Annotated in this window: 22 protein-coding genes; 9 read left to right on the forward strand and 13 right to left on the reverse strand. The window is 61.1% G+C overall.

The window, feature by feature from the left end; all coding sequences use genetic code 11:
* Window positions 1–109 precede the first annotated feature (109 nt).
* The 6 genes from CCR96_RS00240 to CCR96_RS00265 all read right to left on the reverse strand — a co-directional run bounded on the left by CCR96_RS00240 (window position 110) and on the right by CCR96_RS00265 (window position 7,634).
* A complete protein-coding gene (locus CCR96_RS00240; protein WP_201215034.1) occupies window positions 110–1,309 on the reverse strand; it encodes a GGDEF domain-containing protein in 1,200 nt (399 codons plus the stop codon).
* 547 nt (window positions 1,310–1,856) lie between these two features.
* Complete coding sequence (gene thiE / locus CCR96_RS00245; RefSeq protein ID WP_201215035.1) at window positions 1,857–2,519, reverse strand: thiamine phosphate synthase; 663 nt, start codon at window positions 2,517–2,519, stop codon at window positions 1,857–1,859.
* Window positions 2,520–2,528: 9 nt separating this feature from the next.
* A complete protein-coding gene (locus CCR96_RS00250) occupies window positions 2,529–4,121 on the reverse strand; it encodes a long-chain-fatty-acid--CoA ligase (protein ID WP_201215036.1) in 1,593 nt (530 codons plus the stop codon).
* A 95-nt stretch (window positions 4,122–4,216) separates the two neighbouring features.
* A complete protein-coding gene (gene hemN / locus CCR96_RS00255; RefSeq protein WP_242518246.1) occupies window positions 4,217–5,698 on the reverse strand; it encodes an oxygen-independent coproporphyrinogen III oxidase in 1,482 nt (493 codons plus the stop codon).
* A 161-nt stretch (window positions 5,699–5,859) separates the two neighbouring features.
* A complete protein-coding gene (prmB, locus tag CCR96_RS00260) occupies window positions 5,860–6,789 on the reverse strand; it encodes a 50S ribosomal protein L3 N(5)-glutamine methyltransferase (RefSeq protein WP_201215037.1) in 930 nt (309 codons plus the stop codon).
* A gap of 374 nt (window positions 6,790–7,163) precedes the next feature.
* The gene (locus CCR96_RS00265; protein ID WP_201215038.1) at window positions 7,164–7,634 is read right to left on the reverse strand and encodes an Rrf2 family transcriptional regulator; all 471 of its coding nucleotides are present in this window, start codon (window positions 7,632–7,634) and stop codon (window positions 7,164–7,166) included.
* Between the two features lie 105 nt (window positions 7,635–7,739).
* Between CCR96_RS00265 and CCR96_RS00270 the strand changes: the two genes are divergently transcribed.
* From CCR96_RS00270 to CCR96_RS00280, 3 genes are all read left to right on the forward strand, one after another.
* Complete coding sequence (locus CCR96_RS00270) at window positions 7,740–8,330, forward strand: methyltransferase domain-containing protein (RefSeq protein WP_201215039.1); 591 nt, start codon at window positions 7,740–7,742, stop codon at window positions 8,328–8,330.
* 95 nt (window positions 8,331–8,425) lie between these two features.
* Window positions 8,426–8,797 carry a thioredoxin gene (trxA, locus tag CCR96_RS00275; RefSeq protein ID WP_201215040.1) on the forward strand — a complete coding sequence of 124 codons (372 nt, stop codon included), beginning with the start codon at window positions 8,426–8,428 and terminating at the stop codon, window positions 8,795–8,797.
* A 183-nt stretch (window positions 8,798–8,980) separates the two neighbouring features.
* Complete coding sequence (locus CCR96_RS00280) at window positions 8,981–9,448, forward strand: DUF1249 domain-containing protein (protein ID WP_242518248.1); 468 nt, start codon at window positions 8,981–8,983, stop codon at window positions 9,446–9,448.
* 18 nt (window positions 9,449–9,466) lie between these two features.
* On the opposite strand, the gene CCR96_RS00285 is transcribed toward CCR96_RS00280, so the two are convergent.
* The 7 genes from CCR96_RS00285 to CCR96_RS00315 form a co-directional block, all read right to left on the reverse strand.
* The gene (locus tag CCR96_RS00285; protein WP_242518250.1) at window positions 9,467–11,395 is read right to left on the reverse strand and encodes a RyR domain-containing protein; all 1,929 of its coding nucleotides are present in this window, start codon (window positions 11,393–11,395) and stop codon (window positions 9,467–9,469) included.
* Window positions 11,395–11,886 (reverse strand): OsmC family protein, encoded by a 492-nt coding sequence (locus CCR96_RS00290; protein ID WP_201215042.1) that lies wholly within the window; start codon window positions 11,884–11,886, stop codon window positions 11,395–11,397. Before CCR96_RS00290 ends, CCR96_RS00285 begins: the two co-directional genes overlap by 1 nt.
* 215 nt (window positions 11,887–12,101) lie before the next feature.
* Window positions 12,102–12,947 carry an ethanolamine ammonia-lyase subunit EutC gene (gene eutC, locus CCR96_RS00295; protein WP_201215043.1) on the reverse strand — a complete coding sequence of 282 codons (846 nt, stop codon included), beginning with the start codon at window positions 12,945–12,947 and terminating at the stop codon, window positions 12,102–12,104.
* Window positions 12,944–14,347, reverse strand: coding sequence for an ethanolamine ammonia-lyase subunit EutB (locus tag CCR96_RS00300; RefSeq protein ID WP_201215044.1), 1,404 nt, complete (start codon window positions 14,345–14,347; stop codon window positions 12,944–12,946). Before CCR96_RS00300 ends, eutC begins: the two co-directional genes overlap by 4 nt.
* A gap of 128 nt (window positions 14,348–14,475) precedes the next feature.
* The gene (locus tag CCR96_RS00305; RefSeq protein WP_201215045.1) at window positions 14,476–14,652 is read right to left on the reverse strand and encodes a hypothetical protein; all 177 of its coding nucleotides are present in this window, start codon (window positions 14,650–14,652) and stop codon (window positions 14,476–14,478) included.
* Window positions 14,653–14,734: 82 nt separating this feature from the next.
* Window positions 14,735–16,066 (reverse strand): ammonium transporter, encoded by a 1,332-nt coding sequence (locus CCR96_RS00310; protein WP_201215046.1) that lies wholly within the window; start codon window positions 16,064–16,066, stop codon window positions 14,735–14,737.
* Between the two features lie 331 nt (window positions 16,067–16,397).
* Complete coding sequence (locus tag CCR96_RS00315; protein WP_242518251.1) at window positions 16,398–17,099, reverse strand: helix-turn-helix domain-containing protein; 702 nt, start codon at window positions 17,097–17,099, stop codon at window positions 16,398–16,400.
* Window positions 17,100–17,434: 335 nt separating this feature from the next.
* Here CCR96_RS00315 and purU point away from each other — a divergent pair, with 335 nt between their 5' ends.
* From purU to glnT, 6 genes are read left to right on the forward strand one after another with little or no spacing between them, the layout of a single operon-like run.
* The gene (purU, locus tag CCR96_RS00320) at window positions 17,435–18,289 is read left to right on the forward strand and encodes a formyltetrahydrofolate deformylase (RefSeq protein WP_201215048.1); all 855 of its coding nucleotides are present in this window, start codon (window positions 17,435–17,437) and stop codon (window positions 18,287–18,289) included.
* Window positions 18,290–18,299: 10 nt separating this feature from the next.
* Window positions 18,300–19,541 carry an FAD-dependent oxidoreductase gene (locus CCR96_RS00325; protein WP_201215049.1) on the forward strand — a complete coding sequence of 414 codons (1,242 nt, stop codon included), beginning with the start codon at window positions 18,300–18,302 and terminating at the stop codon, window positions 19,539–19,541.
* 33 nt (window positions 19,542–19,574) lie between these two features.
* Entirely contained in the window at window positions 19,575–19,856 is a 282-nt protein-coding gene (locus CCR96_RS00330) for a sarcosine oxidase subunit delta (protein ID WP_201215050.1), read from the forward strand.
* A complete protein-coding gene (locus tag CCR96_RS24965; protein ID WP_201215051.1) occupies window positions 19,825–22,776 on the forward strand; it encodes a 2Fe-2S iron-sulfur cluster-binding protein in 2,952 nt (983 codons plus the stop codon). The genes CCR96_RS00330 and CCR96_RS24965 overlap by 32 nt, the downstream gene beginning before the upstream one ends.
* The gene (locus CCR96_RS00340; protein ID WP_201215052.1) at window positions 22,776–23,393 is read left to right on the forward strand and encodes a hypothetical protein; all 618 of its coding nucleotides are present in this window, start codon (window positions 22,776–22,778) and stop codon (window positions 23,391–23,393) included. The genes CCR96_RS24965 and CCR96_RS00340 overlap by 1 nt, the downstream gene beginning before the upstream one ends.
* Entirely contained in the window at window positions 23,390–24,724 is a 1,335-nt protein-coding gene (glnT, locus tag CCR96_RS00345; RefSeq protein WP_201215053.1) for a type III glutamate--ammonia ligase, read from the forward strand. Before CCR96_RS00340 ends, glnT begins: the two co-directional genes overlap by 4 nt.
* Window positions 24,725–24,774: the final 50 nt, after the last annotated feature.

The raw sequence follows: 24,774 nt of genomic DNA on the forward strand, positions 1-24,774 counted from the left end.
CCAACACGTTCAGAAATCGTGCTACTCGCATGGCTGATCAGGTGATCTTGGTCGTTGCAGGGTTGGCCAACCTCAAAAATAACTATGTTTTTCAATGAGAAAACGATTATTATTTGGTCACAAGTCTGTTCGGTATGTTAGCTCCTTTCACTTTATTGATCAAATTCCCCGCCAGCGCATTTGTCTGCTTGTTCGTAGCATCTGTTGTCGCAACAATAAATTCCTCACCCCCGAAACGGGCAACTATATCTTCGCGGCGTTTAAAATTCTGTTTGATGCAATCGGCAACTCTTTGCAAGGCGGCATCCCCTTTGAGATGACCATAGCTATCATTATACTTTTTAAAAAAATCGACATCGATCATATAGATCGTGACTCTTTCCTGTTGGCGCATGCTGCGGAGCCATAAATTGTCAAAAGCTTCGAAAAAATGCTTTTTATTATATAACCCGGTCAGGGAATCGCGAATAGATTGTAGGCGGATAACTTGGTTTGCCTTTTCAAGATCAGCTCGTATCCTAACCTGCTCTCTCAGGGCTTTGCCCAACATCTCAGAGGATTTTTCATTAATCTGCTTTTCAATAGCAAACTGCGCAGACATTCCTTTGAGTTTCCAGGCTAAAGTTTGCGCCAGCTCAGGCGATATATCAGCAGGCTGATCGATGACAAGTTGATCAATAGTTTCATCAATACTCTGGTTCGAGTATTTGTAATCCTGCTTTTTGAAATGATAAGTAAGTCTGGCATGGATAAAATCCTGTTCTTGCGAAAGGATTTCGGTTTCCAGATCCAGCCACAACAGATCTCCCCATAAGAAGGTGCCATGATAAAAAACACCTCTTGTAAAATCCAATGGTAACATGTGTGCCACTTCGAGAACTGCATAACCTTTTTCTTCATCCAGTTCGACAAGCCGGGTAAAAAGTTTTTCAGCGTCATAATCCCTAAAAACTAGTTTAAGGCTTTGCGAATTATCTTGCATTTTGATTTGTCCAATACTACCCCACCTCAACTCCCGACCGCCGTTTTCATACCAAGAGAGAACGAATTTTTGTCCCGCCTGATAAAGCAGCGTCGGATGGTAATATTCAGTTTCCCTCAGCGCTTTAAACAATTGCTTCAAATGAGAAATCGGATACCAACCCTCTGCGGAAACATCTTGGATTAGGGAGTCAATGTCATACGAACTGAGCGCGCTGATACTGTAAAATGTATCTGCTACGCCCAATAAAAACGTGCCATGCACTTTTGTTTGATCTTCTCTAGACACCGGCTTATCTTGCAAATCAGCAATGTAATCCGTCGTCATTATTGTGTCTCCAGCTCCATGATTCGGCAATAGTTTGAATTATGCTTATGACCTGTCATTACGTATGACGCTACAAATCAACCGCGCGAATTACGAGCGTTGGCTGGCGGTGATTTGTCTTGTTATGCCTTGATAACTTAATGTATTTTTCGATTTCCATTGAACCGTGGCCGGGTGACCGTGGGTGATCACTCACCCGCGGTCACCCAGCTCATCCCACGTTTCCCAATCGTGCTCGGATAACCAGTGCATCAGTTTCATATATTCACGATAAGGAAGGCCTTCGATTTCTATCTTAATTTCTTCGAATGTTCTCATAAAAGTACCTTTTTGGCCTAACCAGTGATTGTCTAGTTTCCGCCCAACCTATCACGGGAACTTAGCCTGGACAACGCGGTGGTAGATACCGTGACACTGCGGGGTAACATCCGCAAAATGCTTGGTATCCCGCAACGTCCCGCCGACGCGCGAAATCGATTCAGAGGCTGCTTCTTGCTTCGATTCGGCGCTGACCACTGCGGGCATCGCGGCTTGAGCTTGGCAGCTGTTAAAGCCTGTAAAGCGAATTCGCATCGGTGCTGCCGAGGCGCGCGACCCTCCAAGCCTCTGCGATCTCGCGCGTCGCTCGCTCGGGGTCCGATGCGGCACAAATCGCCGAGACCACTGACATACCAGCCCCACCAGCGGACCAGATCGACGCGGCATGCTCGGCACTCAGGCCACCGATGGCCACGACCGGCAATGGGCTCTGCGCACAGATCGCCGCGAGCCCATCAAAACCGAGTGGTGATGAATGATCGGGTTTGGTCGCCGTGGCAAACACCGGTCCGACGCCAAGGTAATCGACCAGACTCAGCTCCGGCGCCTCCAACTGCTCAAGGCGCTGCACCGACAGCCCCAAGATGGCCTCGGCACCCAAGACCGCGCGCGCCTCAGCGACATCGCCGTCCGACTGCCCAAGATGCAGCCCATCGGCCCCAATGGCGACGGCGACCTTGAGCCGGTCATTGACGATCAGCGGCACTTGGGTACCGCGCAGCAGGGACTTGATCGCCTTGCCCTGCTCGATCAGCGCGGCATCGGAAGCCTGCTTGTCACGCAGTTGCACCGCGGTCGTCCCGCCACGCAGGGCAGCGGCAACGGTCGCAAGCAAGCCGGCTCGGGCGCAGAGCACGGCGTCGGTGATCAGATAGACGGAGAGGTCGATCATGGCGCCGGTCTAGGTAAACGCGACTCCGCGCTCGTGCTCACCGCTCAGTCGCAGTTCACGCTTCAAGATCTTACCGGCCGCGTTCTTCGGCATGCTGTCACGCAGCTCGATTCGGCGCGGCTGCTCGTGGCGGCCTAGATGCTCGCGGCACCATCGCTTCAGGTTAACGACGTCGATCGTCTGCCCAGGTAGCGCCACCAGATGGGCGATCACGATCTCACCATGGGCGGGATGAGGCTCACCAACGACGGCTGCTTCGGCAACCCCCGGATACCTCATCAAGGCCTCCTCGACGATGCGCGGATAGACGTTCATGCCATTGGTGATGATCAGATCCTTGATCCGATCGACCAGATAGAACCAGCCCGCATCGTCGCGCCGGCCGAGGTCGCCGGTGCGAAACCAATCGCCGAAGAAGCTCTCGGCGGTCGCCTCCGGCAGATTCCAATAACCGCGCATCACGCTCGGTCCACGCACGCAGACCTCACCATGCTCGCCGTTCGGCAACGCGTTGCCGTCCGCATCGCAAATCCGCATCTCGACGCCGGGAATCGGCGGACCGATCGACGCCGGCTGACGTGGCCCCGCTGGCGGATTCACGGCGGTGACCGGGCCGCATTCGGTCGGACCATCGCCTTCTAGGATTGGCACGCCGAAACGCTGCTCGAACTGTTCCATCACCGCTTGCGGCATTGCGGCACCGCCAGAGATGCAGAGCCGAACACTGGACCAAGCGGCAACCTGTTCCTCGGGTAGGCGCAACAAGAGCGCATAGAGGCTGGGTACGCCGAGAAAGAGGGTCGCCCGATGCGTGGCGATCCCTTGGACGATCAGCTGTGGATCAAAGCGCGGCACCGGAATCAGGGCAGTGCCGCTGAGCAGTGGCGTGAGCAGGCCAACGGTCGCGGCAAAGGCGTGGAACATCGGCAGCACGACCAGAAACCGATCGCGCTCCGGCTCTAGGGCCAGCACCTCGGCGACGGCCTGAACATTCGCCGCCAGGTTGCCATGGGTGAGCACGGCGCCTTTGGGACGGCCAGTGGTTCCAGAAGTGTAGAGGATCACCGCATCGTCTGATCCTGATCGCTTGATCTCAGGCGGCGCTGCCGACTCCGCAACCATCCCCTCCATCACCAAGATGCCCGACCGCAGAGCATGCGCATCCAGCCTTTCCCGCTCATCAACATCTGGCTCATTGCACCCCAGATCGCCGCCGATGCCAATCCGCAGCCGAACGCCAGGCGCATCAGCCAGTGCCGCGCGCGCCGTCTCGGCCATCGCCACATGCGCCATGAGTGTCCGGCAGTCGCAGTCCCGCAGCTGAAAGGCGACCGCGGCCGGATTCAAGAGCAGATTGATGGGCACGACGATCGCCCCCGCCTTGAGAATCCCGAGATAGGCGACGACAAACTCGGCCCCATTCGGGCAAAGCAACGCGACCCGCTCCCCCAGCTCAACCCCATTCCGCTGCAACCCAACGGCAATCGCATCGGAGGTCTGGTCCAAGCGCCGATAGCTCCAGACGGGATCCGTGAGCACGGCTGGTGCATCGGCCCAGCGCCCAACGGCGCGCCGAAACAACGTCGATAGACTTTCGCTCATGCCCGCCCTTCCGCTTCCGGCCACTCTGAATCTCGCTCTTCCGCCGCGCTTGCCAGTGCAGAGCGGCTGGTCGCCGTTCGCCACTCCAGATCACCCTAGATCACCTTCGAGAAACCACCTTGCCCCTGCTTGGCCTCCATGTAGGCATCGAAGGCCATGCAGATGTTGCGGATCAGCATGCGACCCTTGGGCAACACGCGGATGCCGCTGCCATCGATCTCGAGCAAGCCGTCGGCCTGCATGCCCTTGAGCTTGGCGAGATCACGGCCGAAGTAATCCTGGAAATTTAGCTCCCAAGCGCGCTCGATCTCGCTGAAGTCGAGCTTGAAGTGACAGATCAGCCGGGTGATTACGTCGCGACGGATCTCATCATCGCGGCTCAGCTCGATGCCACGGAACACCGGCAGCCGGCCGGCGTCGATGTCGGCGTAGTACTCATCTAGCTCGCGCCGGTTCTGGCCGTAGGTGGCGCCGACCTTGCCGATCGAGGTCACGCCGATGCCGATCAGATCGCAGTCGGCATGGGTCGAATAGCCCTGGAAGTTGCGGTAGAGGGTGCCGTTGCGCTGCGCCAGCGCCAGCTCGTCATCGGGGCGGGCGAAGTGATCCATGCCGATATAGAGCCAGCCGGCCTCGGCCAGGCGCTCGGTGGTCGCTTGCAGGATCTCGAGCTTGACCTGCGGCGGTGGCAGCTGCTCCTCGTCGATCCGGCGCTGCGGCATGAAGCGGCGCGGCAGATGCGCGTAGTTGAACACCGACAGGCGCTCGGGGCCGACGGCGATGATCTTATCGAGGGTTTCCAGGAAACTTTCGGCAGTCTGATACGGCAGACCGTAGATCAGATCGATGCTGATCGAGCGGAAGCCCTCGGAGCGCGCGGCCTCGAGCACAGCGAAGGTCTCGTCCTCGCTCTGCACGCGGTTCACCGCCTTCTGCACCCGGGGGTCGAAATCTTGCACGCCAAGGCTCATGCGGTTGAAACCGATCTCGCGTAGCAGCGCGATGGTATCGCCCTTGGCCTCGCGTGGGTCGATCTCGATCGAGTACTCGCCGACCTCGTCGTCAGCCAGCTTGAAGTGCTTACGCGTCTCGGCCATCAGCTCGCGCATCTGCGCCGCGCTGATGAAGGTCGGCGTGCCGCCGCCCCAGTGCAATTGCTCGACCACGCGGTCGTCGTCGAACAACGCCGACTGCATCGCCAGCTCTTTATAGACCCGCTCGAGGTACGGCTGCACCATGGTGCGGTCCTTGGTTGCGATCTTATTGCAGGCGCAGTAGAAGCAGACCGTGTCGCAAAACGGGATGTGGAAGTAGAGCGATAACGGCCGACCGCTGGCGTTGGTCGCTTGGCAGACCTGCTTGTAGCGGTTCTCATCGAAGGCCGGATCGAACTCGAGCGCGGTCGGATAAGAGGTATAGCGCGGACCGCTCTGGTCGTAACGCTGGATCAGCGCCAGATCGAACACGGTGCGCTGATCGGCAGCGCCCTCGCTGGCCAAGGAGCGAGCAGCCCCAGCAGCGCCTTGACTGCGTTGCTGCTCACCGGGTGCTTCGGTCATGGTGGTGTTTTCAAGCATTGTTATCGTCTACCTCAAGGCACCAGCAGCGGGCCTCGTTGCGTTGTATGGTTCAAGATGTCGTGTTGGACCCATCTCGAGTTGGACCCGAGCGACGCCGCCGATGCCAGGCTCTGTCGCCGATCGCGCCGTTGCAAACGCCGCGGCCGCGGCGTCGGCACTCAGGAGCCAGCGACAGCCTCAGCAAAGTCCGCATGCGCGTCGACGAGCTCTTGGCGACGCATCAGAAACACGCCGTCGCCGCCGCGCTCGAATTCGAGCCAGGTGAACTGCACGCCGGGGAACCGATCCTGCAGGGTTTCCGCCGCGCTGCCAACCTCTACGATCAAGAGACCGTCATCAGCCAGGAAGTCCGGAGCGTCGCGCAGGATGCGTAAGACCAGATCAAGCCCTGACTCACCAGCGGCAAACGCCAGCTGAGGCTCATGCCGATACTCAGCAGGTAATGACTCGAGCTCTGCCGCGGCAACATAGGGTGGGTTGGAGACGATGACATCGTAAACGGCCTCGTCATCGATCGCGGCAAAGAGATCCGACTCGATGATCCGAACCCGCTCCTCGAGACCATGAAGGGCGCGATTGCGCATCGCCACCCGCAGCGCGGCGGGCGAGATGTCAGCGAGATCAACATCCGTGTCTGGCAGATGCATGGCCGTGGCGATGCCGATACAGCCACTGCCGGCGCAGAGATCGAGCACACGGCCAACCTGAGCCGGATCGATCCAGGGCGCGAAGCCCTCGCTGACCAGCTCAGCAAGCGGAGAGCGCGGCACCATAACCTGATCGGAGACGATCATCTCCAGACCAGCGAACCAGGTGCGGCCGGTGAGGTAGGCGGAGGGCCGACGCTCGTCGACACGCCGTGCGAGTAGCGCAGTGATTGCTTCGCGTTCCGAGGCCGTGACGCGGCACTGGCCATAGTCGGCGATCAGCGCCACCGGCATCTTGAGTGCATCGGCGACCAGCCAGGCAGCCTCATCGAATGCATTATCAGTGCCATGGCCGAAGTGTAGCCCGGCCTCAATGAAGCGACAGGCACCCCAGCGAACGAGGTCCTGAATCGTCAGCAGCTCATCGGTTTCAACCTGCATGGTGACCTGCATGATGACAGGGGCTCTCGCTGATGCCTGGGACTCCGCTCGGCGCTGCGCAGCTATAGTGCTGCTACAGTGCTGCTAAAGTGCTGCTATCAGCGCAGCGATGAAAGACGACGCGCTGAAACAGTACGGTAACGCCCGCGGCCTAGGTCGCCGGTTAGGATGGGTTCGAAGCGGGCCGAATCTGTAAGGATAGCATCAGCAGGGATTCGACTGCCGACAGGATGAGCCGAAGAGCTGATCTAGGCCAAGCTGAAGGGCTGCTGCCACTGGCACTGACAGGCTCACTCATCGACCCCCGAATAGAGCGCATCAGCCCTGGCCGGCCAGATCTGGCAATCGGCGGACCCGGCCGACCCAAGCGATCTCTAGGCAGCGCGCTGCTTGCGGACCGCCACTGAACGATTGTCGACCCGCTCGCCCTGCCGCAGCTTGCGCTGACCGCGCTCCACCAGGTCAGCAAGCGAGATTTCACTGAGGAAGGTGAAGATCTCATCGCTGAGCTGGTCCCAAAGACTGTGAGTGAGGCAGCGCTCACCGCCGCGGCAGTTCTCTCGGCCACCACAGCGGGTAAACTCGACCCACTCGTCGACAGCACAGATGACATCCGCGATCGTGATCTCATCGGCGGACTTGCCGAGATAGTATCCACCCCCAGGACCTCGAATCCCACGCACGAGCTGTTTCGCGCGCAACGCCGCAAACAGCTGCTCGAGATAAGACAAAGAGATACCCTGGTTGACCGAGATATCGGCCAGTGTCACCGGCCCTCTGCCCGAGTTCAGCGCAAGATCGAGCATAGCAGTGACGGCATAGCGGCCCTTGGTAGAGAGTCTCATGGTGTGATGCCTTAAGGTTGACGCAGCCTTACTCCAGCTGGGTACGTGGTTTTTCAATCGTCAATTGTCAAGCAAAACGCTCAACTTTTTTGCGAGAGGATGTTTATGCCGCGCGTCGATACCGAGAGCTTTTACCGCCAGGCGTTAGCGCGCTACGGCGAGAACGCAGAAGGCGTACACTGGCGGTCCGCCGAGAGCCAGCAGATCCGCTTTGCCGTCCTGCGTGACCTGCTGCCAGCCGATCTCTCGCCCATCTCGCTGGTCGACGTCGGCTGTGGCCTCGGCGATCTCCATGCCTTCCTCGTCGCGCGCAACGATCTGCCGCGCCAGTACATTGGCCTCGACGCCGTACTAACGATGGTCGACCGCGCGCGGGCGCGCACTGGCTGCACAATCCTGCACCGAGACGTGCTCAGTGACCCCATCCCGGAGGCCGACTGGTATCTCGCGAGCGGCGCCATGGCGCTCTTGACACACGAAGAAACCGGTTTGTTCATCACGCGCTGCCTCAGCGCAGCGCGGCGAGGGTTGGTGTTCAACCTGCTCAAGGGCGATCACCAATCACTGACCTTCAACTATTTGATGCCCGAAGCGGTCGAGAACTGGGCCGCAGAAATGGACCTAGAGGTAGAGATCGTCGAGGGCTATCTGTCAGGCGACTTCAGTGTCGCCATGACACACAAGCACAGCGAATGACCGCGCTCTAAAGGCGGAAACCAAGCGGAAACCAACGGGAGGTTCAAGGATTCTGTTAGACTGCCGCCTACTTTTCAGCGACAGAGGAGCCGCTCATGGCCGTCGTAGAGCTCAACGAGCAGACCTTCGAGCAGACTATCAACGATAACCCGTTCGTCATCGTCGACTTCTGGGCAACCTGGTGCGGTCCTTGCCGTTCCTTCGCGCCGGTGTTCGAAAAGGTCTCGAACGATCACGAGGATATCGTCTTCGCCAAGGTCAACACGGAAGAGGCACAAGGTATTGCTGCCCACTTCCAGATCCGGTCGATTCCAACGCTGATGATCTTCCGCGACAATGTGATCATCTTCTCCCAGCCTGGCGCGCTTCCCGAGAGTTCCTTCCGCGAACTGATCGGCAAGGCCAAGGAGCTGGATATGGAACAGGTCCGCGCCGATATCGCCAAACAGCAAGGCGACACAGCCTGAGGTAGCTCGGCGCATCACCCCCCGATTGGCCGGGCCGGCAAGCGCCCAACCGGCCGCTAAAGCGGCCGGGCTAAGGGCTTATTCGCAGCGCGTCACCAGCCCTGGTGATGAGGCGCTTGTTTCAGGGTAAACGCACTCGCGATGCAGGCATCCAAGCTCGTCTTTTCTCGTCTCGCTCTGCTGATGCCCGCGACCAACGTCGGCGGCTTGATGAGCCTGTGCGAAGAGAATTATGCGGCGCTGATGAGGCTGGCGCCCAACCTCCCTCAGCTGACAGGACAACTGCGCTCGCAGCCTGAGCGCATCGCGGAGCTAACACTCTCCATCGTCGACCAATCTCCCTACACAACGACGCTGCGCCTGACCCACCTGCTCCAGGTCGAGGCTACCGCACAGCACCAGCAGCCGTCGGAGCCCGATGCCCTGCTCCGCGCCTATCACGATGCGGAGCAGGTCGAGGTCTTGAATCTCAGGCAAACCGTGCTCCCGATCCTGAGTCACTACCAAGCGCCCGCCTTGGCCTCCAAGTGGCGCGCCAATCTGTTCGTCTCGAAATGGCTTAGCTACTGCTTGCATCAAGGATACCGGTTCTCGGCAAAAGCGGATCAGACAGCCGCTGCAGATTTCCACGAGTTGCTACCGAGCGCCTAAGCTCCCGGCAAAGCCTCGCTAATACTCGAAATTCCACTGCAGGCCGGTGCTTGGGCCGATATGAACCCGCTTGTGGTGCTCTTCTCCCGGGTTGGCCCCTGGGTTGGCCAGCTGTCCGGTCTCGCCAAGCTCGACCAGAATCTCCGCACGTTGATCAAGCCAACGCTCGAGGTCGCCGGGGCGTGACAGCGAGATTCGGCGCCTAGCCCGAGCCACCAAGGCCAGCGTCTGCAGACGCGACGCCGCATCAAGACCCTCGAGCAAACCCGGCAGCGGCTGGGGTAATAGTAAGAAGAAGCTGGCACCAAACTCATTGATCGCGATATCAACAAATCGCCTCGATGCTTGATCTTCAAGCGTAGCCGCGATGACCAAGGCGCGATCCGGATAGCGTGAAACCAATCGCCTCAATACCCGCCGCATCAATACGGCAATCCTCGCCGCTGGTAGCTCAGCACCCGGCGACGCCCTATTGGGAGCCAGGCCGATCAACAGCATGCGCAGCACGCCAAGGCCAGAGCGCGCCAACAGGGTTGGCACCAGACGTACGGCAAATCGATCCAGATCCTTCATCGGCCCCGACAGTTGCTGATAGGGAATCAGCTGCGGGTGGTGCTTACGCTGATTGTCACGCGTCGGCGCATAGGACCATCCGTCCAGCCAGCGGTCCGCGGCCCAGCGCCCGTGTTCGATCACGGCCAGCCGTTCGACTTCGATCGGCGCGAAGGCGAAGGATTCGACCTGGCTCTCCGGCACCGCTTGGCAGTCGGTCATCGCCAGCTTGGCCCAGAGATGATCCGCTTGGTGGCGATTCGCATCCCGATAGGATGAGGCCAGTGTCGACCAGGGTCTCCCGGCCGGTTCAAGGGATGGATCACGCCCCTGCGCCTCAGTGGTATCACGATAGTGGTTGTGGATCACCTGCGCGAGTTCATCGCCTTTGCCGTCTAGCAACACCGCGCGATCGAGCGCCAGCTGGCGGTAGCTGATCGGAATCAGCTGTCCATCCCAATCGCTGAGCTCGCCATTGGGCGTTGCATCGCCGATCTCGATGAAGATGGGCGGCGAGCACTGCTGCATATCCAGCAGACGCTCGGCCAGCGTGCGCGCCTGGCTCAGAGCATCAGGTGCCCCTACTGGGGCGCCTGCTGGTGCCTCAGCTTCGGAATCTGGCCCTGAGCCTGGCCAGGACTCCGGCACAGAGCCTACCTCAGACGGCATTTGCGCCGCTCCCGCGGGCGCAAGCTCGCAGCAGACCATCGCCGCGGTTATCGGCGGCACACTCGCCAAGTCCAACCCATCCAGGGATCTAAACCGAAACTCGGCGATCTCATGGGCCTGCGGATAGGCCTGGATAAAGGCGCGCTCCCAGGACTCAGGGGCCTCGCTGAGCAGCGTGAAGCAGCTGCGCTGCTCGCCGTAGCCACTGATGCGCAGCGCATGCACCAATAGGGCCTCTGAGAAACGGCTGCGGCCGAGGATAGCCAGATGAATCGGCTGGCCAAACCGCGGGTCAGCACCCCAATGCAGGGGCCAGCTCGCCAGCAGACGCCGCGCGGCGGCGGTCGGGATCGAGACTTGCTCGAATTGCACATTGTCCGGCCAGCGTGCGCGCGCCTCGGCCAAGTCGCTCGCCGCAGGCGCTGCGCCGTCATCGATCAACAGCATGCGCAATGGCTGGCGTCGACGCCGTCCCTTCAGTCCGCATCCGAGCCGCGCCGACAATTCAGTCAGCAACGCAAGTGGTTCAGCCAGGCCCGCCAACAGCAGGACATCGGCAGCCAGAAGATCCTGCGGAGAAAGATCAGCAACCTCGGTCCTGATCAACCGTTCCGGGCCTCTTCGCAGCACGCGCGCGCAGGCATCGGCCACCTCGCCTTGGCCAAACAGGAGCAGGCGCCGGCGGCCCACTCGTTGCCAAGACACAGGCATCCAAGACAACGGCATCAATCGCTCTGGTGCAGCAGATTGCCCGCCTCATCGAGCACCAAGACGCTCATCGGTATGCCGGCCCGGACACTGGCTGAGACCACGCAGAAGTCTTCAAACAGGGTCTTGCAACGCTCGAACCGCTTTGATTCGAGCAGCGCCGGCGCAACGATCAAGCGCACCTCCATGCGGCCGATGCGCAAGCGTTTCTTCTCGTTACGCACCATCACGCAGGTGACCTCGGTGCGCAGGCTCTGCTCCGGCGGCTCCTCCTTGCCGATGCAGTAGAGCAGACTTGCCGAGAGACAGTTGCCGACCGCGGCGGCGAGCAGCCGCGAGGCATTCGGTCCATTGGTGCCACCCAAGGGCGGTGGCTCATCCATCAGCAGATCGGCGGCGCGCTTCCAATCGAAGGCGACATTGATCTCGAAGCCCTCGCGCTGCTCGAGCTGGATGGTGAAGCGGCCCGCTTCGTCGCTCGCCTGTGAAGCATTGGTCTCAGTTGTCATTCTCGTCTCCGTCTCCGTCGCCATCGATCGGGATCGCAACGCCTGTTGCCGAACCTGGTTCTTCGAATCCTGCCAGCCGCACGAGGTGCAGCCAAAGGTTATCGCCCAGGGTTATAGCCAAGGGCGCCAATTCTCCTCCTAAAGATGGCCGCTGGCGAACAGAGAACAACGATGGGAAGCCTGCAGCGAGACGCGATCGTCGTCGCTTCCACCTCTCAGGATAATGCCCGGGGGTTGATCAGGGTTCTATCATCCTTGAGTCCGACACCGCTGAGCCCCTGGCGAAAAGCGCCCACGATGAGCCCTGTCAGCAGTTGGGCGGCTTCGGCGTAGGCGAGACCGCCGGTGCGAATATTGGAGATGCAGTTACGTTCGGCATCGTTTCGGCCGGGACGCGGCTGGTAGGTGAGATAGATGCCCATGCTATCAGCGGCGCTCAGGCCGGGCCGCTCGCCGATCAAGATCACCGATAGGCGCGCGCGCAAGGCTGCGCCGATCTCATCCGCTAGGGCGACGCGCGCCTGGCTTGCTACGACCGTTGTGGCCAGGCGCCAGCCTTGGGATCTGGCTAGCGGCAGCCAGGCGTCAAGAAACGGCACAGCGTTGTCATGGATCGCACGCGCGGACAGGCCGTCAGCAACGATCACCGCCACGTCTGGCGCTAATGTGCGACTGGATGCATGGTCTGGGTCTGCCGCATCCGTTGCAGACCTGGACGACGCCTGCGACTGCCTGTGTGTCTGAAGCGCGGCACGACCCGCAGAGCTCAGTCGCCGCCCCAAGTCAGGACGCTGAAGGTAGCAGGCCCTGTCCAGAGCGGCACTCTGCAACGCCATGCTGTCGAGACCGCGCACGCGAAGCGCCTGCTCGATGGCAGGAACATCGAAAGGCAGGTGCACCGCATCGCGGGCGCGTGCGTGGTCTCGATCGAAGGCCAACAACTCAGAGGTGCTGAGACTGCTGCCGCTGCGTGCGAGGCCGATGCGTGCCGCGGTGAGATCAGCCAGCGTGCGCAGATCATTGGGACAGTCGAGTCTCGGCAATGTCGCTAATCGCGTCATGGATGCTCGTCTCCGGTCTGCTGTGCGAGTGCCTGCAGCAGCGGGGCGGCAAGCCCCGGCGGGGCCAGACGCCCATGCGTATCGATGATGCCGATACGGGCGAGCCAGGCCTCGAACTCGGGCGCCGGAGGCCGCTTCAACACCTGGCGCAGGTAGTTGGCGTCGTGAAACGACGTGCTCTGGTAATACAGCATGATGTCGTCAGCGCCAGGCACGCCCATGATGAAATTGACCCCCGCGACGCCGAGCAGGGTGAGCAGATTGTCCATGTCATTCTGATCGGCCTCGGCGTGGTTGGTATAGCAGATGTCACAGCCCATGGGCACACCCAGGAGCTTGCCGCAACAGTGATCCTCGAGTCCGGCACGAATGATCTGCTTGCCGTCGTAGAGATACTCGGGGCCGATGAAGCCGACCACCGTATTGACCAGCAATGGCTCGAACTGTCGCGCGACACCATAGGCGCGCGCTTCCAGGGTTTGCTGATCGATGTTGTGATGCGCATTCGCGGACAAGGCACTGCCCTGTCCTGTCTCGAAATACATCAGGTTGTTACCGATGCTGCCGCGGCCAAGCGCCCGGCCCGCGTCGAGCGCCTCCTGCAACAGGGCGAGATTGATGCCAAAGCTATTGTTCGCACCCTCGGTGCCGGCAATCGACTGAAACACCAGATCAACCGGCGCACCCCGCTCGATAGCCAGCAAGGTGTTGGTGAGATGCGCCAGCACACAGGACTGCACCGGCATCTCGAAGCGCAGCCTGAGTTCATCGAGCAACTGCAGCAGATGGGTCGCTGTCTGCACATTGTCTGTGGCCGGGTTGATGCCGATCACCGCATCACCCGAGCCGTTCAGCAACCCATCCAAGATGGACGCGGCGATACCAGTCACATCATCGGTTGGATGGTTGGGCTGCAAGCGGGTCGACAACCGGCCCGGCAGCCCGATACTGGTGCGAAAGCGCGTCACCACCGAGGTCTTGGACGCGACCAGGATCAGATCCTGATTGCGCATCAGTTTTGATACAGCAGCGACCATCTCCGGTGTCAAACCTGGCGCCAGCGCCGACAGGCAAGCCGTATCAGTCTCATAGGCCAGCAGCCAGTCGCGAAACTCGCCGACCGTCATGGATGCCACCAGTTGGAATGCGACGGCATCGTGGGTATCCAGGATCAGGCGCGTGACCGCGTCGGACTCGTACGGGATGATCGCCTCGTTCAGAAAGGTGCTCAGTGGAAGATCAGCGAGTGCGTAACGTGCGGCAATGCGCTCTTCTTCGCTGCGGGCTGCAACCCCAGCCAGGCCATCACCGGACTTGAGTGGGCTCGCCTTGGCCAGTAGATCGCCCAATCCCTCGAAACAATAGCTCGTGGTGCCAAGGCGTGCGCGATAGGTCGCCATGCTGGGACTCCAGTCGCTTGTTGCGGAGGACGCTGCCGGTCAGGCGACATCAGCAGTCGCCGCAGAACTGAGCGCCTTGAGGAGGCCGCAGCCGACGGGAGGCCGGCCGCAGCCAAGCGGCAGCCAGTCTAGCCGCCGTTCTTGACCCTCTGGAAGCTGTGCTTCTCGTGCACCATCATGGCCGCGATCACACCAACCGTCACGAGGACCGAGAGCAAGAACAGCAGGACCAACATGGCCGGACTATCAGCAAAGGTGAAGTAGGCGCTCGCCCCTTCCCAACTGGTGATCGGACTCGAATTCATAACCTGATCTCCTGAAGCTTAATCTTGAACAGGCGCCTTATTTGCCAGTTGGCAAGACGCCCTACACATCCGATGAAGGGCATCAGCCCTGAATCGGCGGCATCGCCGCACCGTGCGGGATCGCTGGCGGACCTGAGGATTCTGGATAGGCGCGGGATGGGATCTCGGTGATATCAAGCCCCGCCTCTTCTGCTTCCGCCGGCACCCGCAAGAGACCGATCGACTTCAACAGCAACGACACCAGATAGCCAGGGATGAAGCCGAGCGCTGCCATCACCAACGCCCCTACGAGCTGTCCGCCCAGACTGATCGCGGGACCATCAACATTCGGGTAGCCGCCCGCGAAGAGTCCCACCGAGAGCACACCGATAAGACCACCAACGCCGTGCACACTAAAGGCGCCGACCGCATCATCGAGACGAAACCTCTGCAGCAACTTGTCCGCATAGGCGATCACGACGCCACCGATGAAGCCGATAAGGAACGCAAGGGGTGGATAGTAGAGATCGATCCCGGAGGCTGCAGCGATAATGCCCGCCAGACCACCCGACATCATCCAAAATGGATCGCGGGTGATCAGGTAGGCGCCGATGATTCCGCCTGCAAAGCCCATTAAGATATTGAACGCGAACGACGATAGTGTGGCCGGCGTGTTGTAGATCGTCACCCATTGATCACCGCTGGTGTAGATGATGCAGCCCCCGATGAAGCCGAAGAAGCCGACGATGATCAGCATCAAGCCGATCAGCGACATCGGCGTGCTGTGTCCGACAATGGGCAGTGTGGTCCCGTCTGGCGCGAAGCGGCCGATGCGCGGGCCGAGATTGATCAACACGCCGAGGGTAAAGAAGCCAGCCACCATATGCACAACGCCTGCGGCGCCGGTGTCGTGGTAGCCGAGCTTCAGCGTCAACCAGCCCTCGGGATGCCAACCCCAGGCAGCGCCCAGTATCCACACCGCCGAGCCCAGCAACACCGCCAAGATCAGAAAGGCCGACAGCCGGATGCGCTCGATCACCGCGCCCGACATGATCGAAGCTGTCGTCGCCGCGAACAGCGTGAAGGCGGCCCAGAAGACGCCGGTCGCGTTGTCGCTCAGGTTCGGCCCCATCGACTCGCCCCAGGGAATGCCACCGGCCGCGTCATCCAAGCGGAGACTGAACCCATCCGGGAAGCCGAGATAGATGAACCAGCCAAAAAAGAAGAAGGTCGGAATCACGAAGGCGAAGGCGAGGATATTCTTCACCCCCGACGCCAGCGTGTTCTTGAGACGCGAGGCGCCCATCTCGTAGGCGAGGAAGCCGACATGGATCAAGACCATCACGGCGGTGCACCACCAATAATAGACCTCCATGTTGACCGTCCCTGACATCTCGATCATCGATTTCAGCTGTTCAAGCTCTTCTGCACTCATCAGCATGCGCCCTCGGTTCGGTTTAGACAGCGGGGGTGAAACAGCCGATCGCTAGGCCAGCGATCAGATAGCGAGCAAAGGCTGCGAGAAGACCCTGCATGCAGGATCCTCAGCATCTTCGACCAGCGATTCACTGCAAGGCAGATTTTTTTCTTTCAAGGAACATGCCAGAAACGGCTTCACCCACCACGATCGGCGGTCAATAGTGCGCCTGCAGCTGGAGCCCAGGCTGGTTCAGTCAAGCCAAAGTCCCTGGTATCCCTGATGAAGAGCCAGCAAACAACTTGGTTGGCGTCACCAGGCGCCAGGTCGGTGCCGATCGCGCTCTGCTTCAGGATTCATCCGCGTAGGTGATCACCGAGAGCATCCGAATCGGCACCTCGATGAGACGCTCCGGGCCATGGGGGATCTGGCCGTCGAAGGTGAGACTGTCACCGGGAGCCATGCCGAAGACCTGGTTGCCGTGCCGGTACTCGATACGTCCCTCGAGGAGATGAATGAACTCGGTACCTGGATGGGAGAAGCTCGGGAAGACCTCGCTGGCATCATCCATGGTCACCAGGAAAGGCTCGAACAACTTACGCGGCCCTTGCTTGTAACTGAGCAGGTGGTAGGTGTGGCCCTTGTCGGTACCGCGCCGCACCACCTCCAGCCCCTCACCGCTGCGAATCAGTTGAGCATGGCCATCGGCCCGATCAAAATCCGCAAACAGCTTTGAGAGCGGCATACCGAGGGTGTCGCAGAGCCGACTCAGGGTATCGAGACTGGTGGAGACTTGGGCATTCTCGATCTTACTCACCATGCCCTGGCTAATCCCCGAGATCCGCGACACGTCAGCGATCTTGAGTCCCTGACTGACGCGTTCGCGCTTGACCTGCAGCGCAATGTGCTGCTCAAGCCGCAGCCTTGGCGCTGACTTGGCGCCTGACCCGGTCAGCGCCAGCGTCTCGCTGATCGACGGCGCGCCGAGCGGCCCCTCCTCAACAAGACCGCCCTCCGGTTGGCGGCGCTTCCGGCCTCTGGTATCAGTCAACGCCTCGCTCCTCTTGCCGCCGTTCCGGCCCATCGCCCAAAATCAGTGCAGGAAAATAATGTTCGCACCAGGAAAGATCACCCATTCAGCGGTAGGGGCCGGCCCGCAAAGGCATAAGCCCGACCGCGCTCATCGAATGAACCCTACTCGGGGCGTCCAGATGATTGCCAAAAACAGCATCAGCAACAAATCACTGCAGCAAGGACTGGGCGATGATCGTCAAACGCCAAGGTCTCCGATACCAGCTGGAGTCAGGAACCGAGAGACACTTGGCAACGTTGTTGCATTCCTCAAATGCAATAAAATTTCCTTTTGAGAAATTTTCAGACTCAACGATGGAAAGATCCTACCGCCTCGTCATTTCCTGTCCGGACCAAGTCGGCATCGTCGCTGCCGTCAGTGATTTCATCGCCAACCATCAGGGCTGGATCACTGAGGCGCATCACTATACGGACCCGGCTAGCCAGTGGTTCTTCATGCGCTATGTGGTGCGCGCAAGCTCACTCCCCTTTGGCCTAGTGGGGTTTCGGCAGCACTTCGAACCCATCGCCGAGCGCTTTGGCATGCATTGGTATCTCAACGATACCGGCGTCAACAAGCGGGTCGTACTGATGGCTAGCAAACAGGAGCATTGCCTATCAGACCTGCTCTACCGCTGGCGCAGCGGCGAGCTCGCGTTTGATATCCCCTGCGTGTTGTCCAATCATCAGGATCTGCGCGACTACGTGGAATGGCACGGCATCCCGTTTCACCATCTGCCGGTCGACCCCAGCGACAAAGGCCCGCACTTCGCGGCGGTCAGCGAGACGATCAAGACGGTGGGTGCCGATGCGGTGGTGCTGGCGCGTTATATGCAGATCCTTCCGCCCGACCTCTGTGAGCGCTATCCCAGCGCGATCATCAACATTCACCATAGCTTCCTGCCCTCGTTCGTCGGCGCCAAGCCCTACCACCAGGCATCCGCTCGCGGCGTCAAGTTGATCGGCGCCACCTGCCACTATGTCACCAGTGAGCTCGATGCCGGCCCGATCATCGAGCAGGACGTGGTGCGCGTCAATCATCACAACACGGTCGAGGACATGGTCCGCCTGGGCAAGGACGTCGAGAAGACGGTGCTTGCCCGCGGTCTGCGCTATCACTTGGAAGACCGGGTGCTGGTGCACGACAACAAGACCATCGTGTTTGCCTGAGGCCAGCGTCATGCCCTTACGTCTGTTGAAGTTTGCCCTGCGCGGCACCGACGCCGAGCCCCGCTTCTTTCCGCCCGAGCAACCACTGGCCGATCAGTATGACATCGTCATCATCGGGGGCGGCGGGCACGGTCTCGCCTGCGCCTACTATCTAGCACGCGAGCATGGTGTTAAGAGGGTCGCAGTGCTTGAGCAGGGCTACCTAGGTGGCGGCAACACCGGGCGCAACACCACCATCGTGCGCTCCAACTATCTGACCCCCGAGGGGGTCCAGTTCTATGACCAGAGCTTGAAGCTCTTTCAGGATCTGTCAGAAGACCTCGACCTTAACCTCTTCTATTCCACCCGCGGACATTTCACGCTAGCCCACTCCGATAGCGCGCTGCGTACCATGCGTTGGCGTGCCGAGGTCAATAAGCACTTCGGCATCGACAGCGAGTTGGTCGACCGTCAGCGCATCGCCAAGGCAGTGCCGGAGATGGATCTAGACTGCGGTGGCGATCAGCCCGTCCTGGGTGCCTTGTGGCACGCCCCAGGTGCCGTCGCGCGGCATGATGCGGTCGCCTGGGGCTATGGTCGGGGTGCCTGGCAGCGCGGCGTCGAGATTCACCAAAAGACCCGCGTCACCGGCATCCGCGTCGAGGGCGAACGGGTGCGGGGCGTGCAGACCAACCGCGGCGAGATCGCCTGCGACAAGCTGATCTCGATGGTCGCTGGCTTCACCCCGCGCATCACCGAGATGGTCGGTCTGCAGACACCGATCGAGATCTTCCCTTTGCAGGCCTGCGTCACCGAGCCGGTGAAGCCCTTTCTCAATAGCATCATCGTCTCCGGCAGTCTGCACGTCTATGTGAGTCAGTCCTCCCGCGGGGAGCTGGTGATGGGGGCCTCCGTGGACCCGAGCGTCTTGCACAGCACCCGCTCGAGCTTCGGCTTCGTCGAGGAATTGGCGGATAAGCTGCTCGACCTCTTCCCGCTCACCGGGCGGCTGCGGGTGATGCGGCAATGGGCCGGCATGAGTGACATGACCCCAGACTTCGCGCCGATCATGGGCACGACCCCGATCACCGGCTTCTACCTGGATGCCGGCTGGGGCACCTGGGGCTTCAAGGCCACGCCGATCAGCGGCAAGACCATGGCCTGGACCGCGGTCAACGATCAAAACCACGAACTGATCAAGCCCTTCCGGCTATCCCGCTTCACCGACTTCGACCTGGTCGGCGAACGCGGCGCGGCATCGGTCGGACACTAAGTTGGACACGAAGTCGGACACCAAGAGACCAGCATGAAACTGATCCCCTTACCTGACCTGGGTCCACACCCGGTGACAGAATTCGACTACGGCGGCGAGCAGTCTCGCCCGCCACTGGTGGCCGATGACGCCACCTGGGCCGCGCATGTCTTTAATCGCACCGGCGCCCCCGGGGTGCTGCGCGAATGGTGGTACCACCGGCCTACCGGGGGGTGGTACCTGTTCGAGCGCGATACGGCCCAGGATCGCTTCCTCCGCTCCATTCCCGTGCAGGACATCTGCTATGAGCTCCCGACTGACACCTCAGCCGTTTGAGTGGATCGAGCGCGCTCGCCCGCTGCGCTTCACGCTCGAGGGCGAGGCCATCGATGCGCTACAGGGCGACTGCATTAGCAGTGCCTTGTGGGCCAATGGCGTGCGCATCCTCGGTCGCAGCTTCAAATATCACCGCCCACGCGGCATCTTTTCACTCGCCAATCACGACATCAACGCCCTGTTCGAGTACGTCGATGACACCCATCTGCGCGGCGATGTAACACCGGTGCCGGCTGGCATCAACCTCACCGCCTGCAACACCCTGGGCGGGCTCAAGCAGGACCGATACCGTTGGCTCGATCAACTCTCACCCGCGCTGCCGGTCGGCTTCTATTACAAGGTGTTCCACAAACCCCGCTGGCTGTTCCCGTTCTGGGAGCGTCTGCTGCGCCACACCGCCGGGCTCGGGCAGGTCCGCAGCAGCTGGCGGCGGCGCATCACCCCGAAGTGGTATGAGCATTGCGATCTGCTGGTCATCGGCGCGGGGCCAGCCGGCATGGCCGCGGCACTCACCGCCGCCGAGGCCGGCGCCGATGTAATCCTGGTCGATGAGCATCCGCATATCGGCGGAAGCCTGGACTATCAATGGACCAATGATCCCGGCGCCGAGGCGCCGCGCGCCACGCTCAAACAGGGCGTCACCGCGCATCCACGGATTCGCATCATGACGGCTACCGTTGCTGCCGGCTACTACCAGGATCAGTGGGTACCGCTGGCCGGCCCAGCCGGCATCGCCAAGACCCGCAGTCGCGCGCTGATCGTCGCGACCGGCGTCATCGAGCAGCCAGCCGTCTTTCGCAACAACGACCTGCCTGGCGTCATGCTCGCCTCCGCGGCTCAGCGCCTGATTGCGCGCTACGCGGTCAAGCCCTGCGAGCGGGCGGTGCTCTTAGTGGCCAATGCCGAGGGTTATCGCGCCGCGCTCGATCTGCAAGCCGCCGGCGTCGAGCTTATCGCCGTCGTCGACCTAGGCGAGCCAGCCGAGCGCGGTCCACTGGCCAGCAAGCTCGCTGCCACCGGCGTCGAGATCCTCGCCCATCACGGCCTCTATGCAGCCTCTGGCAAGGATCGCCTGAGTGCCGTCAGTGTCGCGCCACTGGGCGCCGACGGCAGCCTCGACGACACCCAGGAGCGCTGGCTGCGCTGCGACGGCGTCATCCTCAGCGTCGGCTGGGCGCCGGCGGCGCATCTGCTCTACCAAGCCGGCGCAACACTCGGGTACAGCCAGACCTTAGAGCAGTTCGTACCGCTCGAGCTGCCACCGGGCATCCAGGCGGCAGGCCGCGTCAATGGTGTGTTCGAGCTGCAGGCGCAGATCGAGGATGGCCGTCGTGCCGCCCGCGCGGCGCTCGCAGAACTGACAGCAGCAACCGACGTTGCGAGCGAGATCAAGACCAGCGGCCCAGCCAGCAATCACGACCTGGCCCAATACCGCGACCCGAACGCCCACTCTCACCCCTGGCCGATTGTGGCGCATCCCAAGGGCAAGAACTTCGTCGACCTGGATGAGGATCTGCAGCTTGAGGATCTGTTGCAAGCCGCACGCGAGGGTTTCGACAACATCGAGCTGTTGAAACGGTTCTCGACCGTTGGCATGGGACCAAGCCAGGGCAAGCACGCCAACATGAACGCGATTCGCGTATTGGCCAAGGTCCTCGGCAAGGCCATCGACGAGACCGGCTCCACCACGGCCCGCCCCTTCTATCACCCCCTGCGTCTGGACGACCTGGCCGGTCGACGCTTCCGCGTGCATCAACGCTCGGCCTTGCACGAACGCCATGAGCAGGCCGGTGCCTGCTTCATGGAGGCTGGTGCCTGGCAACGCCCGGAGTTTTACGGCAAAGCCGAACAGCGCGAGGCCCGCGTGCGCGAGGAAGTCGCGGCGGTGCGTGGTGCGCTCGGTCTGATCGACGTCTCGACGCTGGGTAAGATCGAGGTCCTTGGGCGCGACGCCGCACGCTTACTCGACGCCGCCTATAGCATGCGCATGACCAGGCTCAAAGCTGGCATGACGCGCTATGCGCTAATGGTCGACGAGGCAGGCGTCATCATCGACGACGGCATCGTCGGCCGCTTGGGTGAGCAGCAGTATTACCTGACCGCGACCAGCAGCCATGCCAACGCGACCTATCGCAGCCTCACGCGCTTCGCCTTGGAGTGGGGACTCCAAGTCCGGCTGGTCAATCGCACCGGGCAGCTCTCGGCGATGAATCTGGCTGGGCCAAACAGCCGCCGACTGCTCGCCGAGTTGATTGATATCGATCTCACTGACGACGCCTTTCCCTATCTCGGACTGCGCGAAGCGACCATCGGCAAGATCCCCGCGCGCCTGATGCGGGTGGGTTTCGTCGGCGAGCTCGGTTATGAGATCCATGTGCCCTATCACCGCGGCGCCGAACTCTGGGATCTGCTGATGCGCAAGGGCCAGCCCTACGGTATCCGTCCCTTCGGTGTCGAGGCCCAACGAAGGCTGCGCATGGAGAAAGGCCACATCATTGTCGGCCAAGACACAGACGGTCTGACCACGCCGTTCGAGGTCGGTATGTCCTGGGCCGTGCACCTGAAGAAGCCTTTCTTCGTCGGTCAGCGCAGTCTGCAGATCCTCAAGCCAGGGACGGCGCGCAGCCTAGTGGGCTTCGAGCTGCAGCCCGGACACGGCTGGCCCGAGGTGGCCGAATGTCATCTGGTGATCGTCGACGGCGACATCCGCGGTCGCGTCACCAGCGTTGCATTCAGCCCCGCGCGCGGACGCATCATTGGCATGGCATTGGTGGACAGCGAGGTTGCCGGCCTTGGCCGAACACTCCCCATCCGCGCCACCGACGGGGTCCTGGTGACGGCGACCCAGGTGGCGATGCCGTTCTACGATCCTGACGGACTGCGCCAGCAGGCCGACGTGCAACGGCAGGAGGTCGCCTGATGGCTTCGATAGCAACGCTCGATTCGATGCAGCCTGTGTCACCGACCGCGACCCGCTCAGTCAGCCTCCAGCCTCGGGCACGTCCACTTTGGCACCTACTCGGGCCGGGCAGCCCCGGCGCGGTACAGTCCGCAGGCTTGCCGCTACCCGAGATCATGCAAGCGGCGGCGCTGACGGATGGCTTCATCGCGCGCACCGGGCGGGAAGAATTCCTGATCGCGGCCACAACGCCACCCACAGCGGATGGTCTCTGCTGCTGGTGCTATGGCCGCGATGATCGCGTGCTGGCACTGACCGGCCCCGACTGGCGCCGCGTCATGGCCCAGGTTTGCCATGCGGACCTCCGCGGCTTCGGCCCGAATGACTGGCAGCTGTTGGCCGCTGCGGGCGTCAATCTCTGGTGTCTCGGCATCGACGAAGGTCTGCTGCTGGGCTGCGATCCGAGCCTCGGCCACTACCTGCAACAGACGCTGACGGAGGTGGTGCGCGACCTGACTGCGGCCAGCGGCCAATCAGGCGTGCAACCGACCTCACAGAGACCGACACCAACGCTAGCACCAGAGCCAGCATCAGCATCAGCATCAGCATCACCATCGCGCATCGGAGACCAACTATGACGCCGCAAGACATCGACAGGTTCATCAGCGACAACGACATCAAGTATGTGCTAGCCCAGTTTGTCGATATCCACGGCGTGGCCAAGACCAAGGCGGTACCAGCGCATTGCATCCACGACGTCATCAACGATGGCGCCGGATTCGCCGGCTTTGCCGTCTGGGGATTGGGCATGGAGCCGCAAAGCGCTGACTTCATGGCCAAGGGTGATCCGACCACGCTCAGCATCGTGCCCTGGCAACCGGGCTATGCCCGCATCGTCTGCACCGGTCATGTCAAGGACCAGCCTTATCCCTATGACTCGCGCTATGTGCTGCTGCGCCAGCTCGAGCGGATCAAACACAAGGGCTGGACCCTCTACAGCGGTCTCGAGCCCGAGATGTGCCTGATGCGACGCGGCGCCGATGGCCGCCTCAACCCAGTGGACCACAGCGATGTGCTGGATAAACCTTGCTACGACTACAAAGGGCTGTCACGGGCACGCGCGTTTCTGGAGCAACTGGTCGAATCGCTGCAGAGCGTCGGCTTCGATGTCTATCAGATTGACCACGAAGACGCCAACGGCCAGTTCGAGATCAACTACACCTATAGCGACGCACTGACCTCCGCCGATCGCTTCATCTTCGTGCGCATGGCCGCCGGAGAAATCGCCAACGGCCTGGGTATGATCTGCTCGTTCATGCCCAAGACCGACTCCAGCCGGACCGGCAGCGGCATGCACTTCCATTTATCCATCGCCGATGCCGAGAACAACAACCTGTTCACCGACGCCTCCGATCCCTCCGGGATGGGCCTCTCCAAGCTCGGCTATCAGTTCCTGGCAGGGCTGCTGCATCACGCCTCGGCCCTCTGCGCCTTCGCAGCACCGACCGTCAATTCCTACAAGCGCCTGGTGGTGGGCCGCGCACTCTCCGGCGCCACCTGGGCACCGGCCTATATCGGCTATGGCGACAACAACCGCTCGGCCATGGTGCGTATCCCCTACGGTCGCCTCGAGTTCCGACTGCCGGACTCCGGCTGCAACCCCTATCTGGTGCATGCAGCGATCATTGCCGCGGGTCTCGACGGCATCGAGCGTGATCTCGATCCCGGTGAGCCCATGAATATCAACTTCTATAACCTGGAGCGTGACGAATGTGTCCGTCGCGGCATCGGCATCCTGCCCCAGAACCTCGATGAGGCCATCAATGCGTTGGAGGCAGACCCCCTGTTCGCCGAGGCGCTGGGCTCAGAGATCGTTGGTGAATTCATCAAGGTCAAGCGCATGGAGTGGACCGAATACAGTCGGCATGTGTCCGACTGGGAGGTCCAGCACTATGCCGAATTTTTCTGATCGAACCGAGCTAATCAGGCTTTTCGTTCACAGCTGACGAGATCGAGATC

It is taken from the genome of Halochromatium roseum (assembly GCF_016653315.1).
Lineage (GTDB): Bacteria > Pseudomonadota > Gammaproteobacteria > Chromatiales > Chromatiaceae > Lamprobacter > Lamprobacter roseus.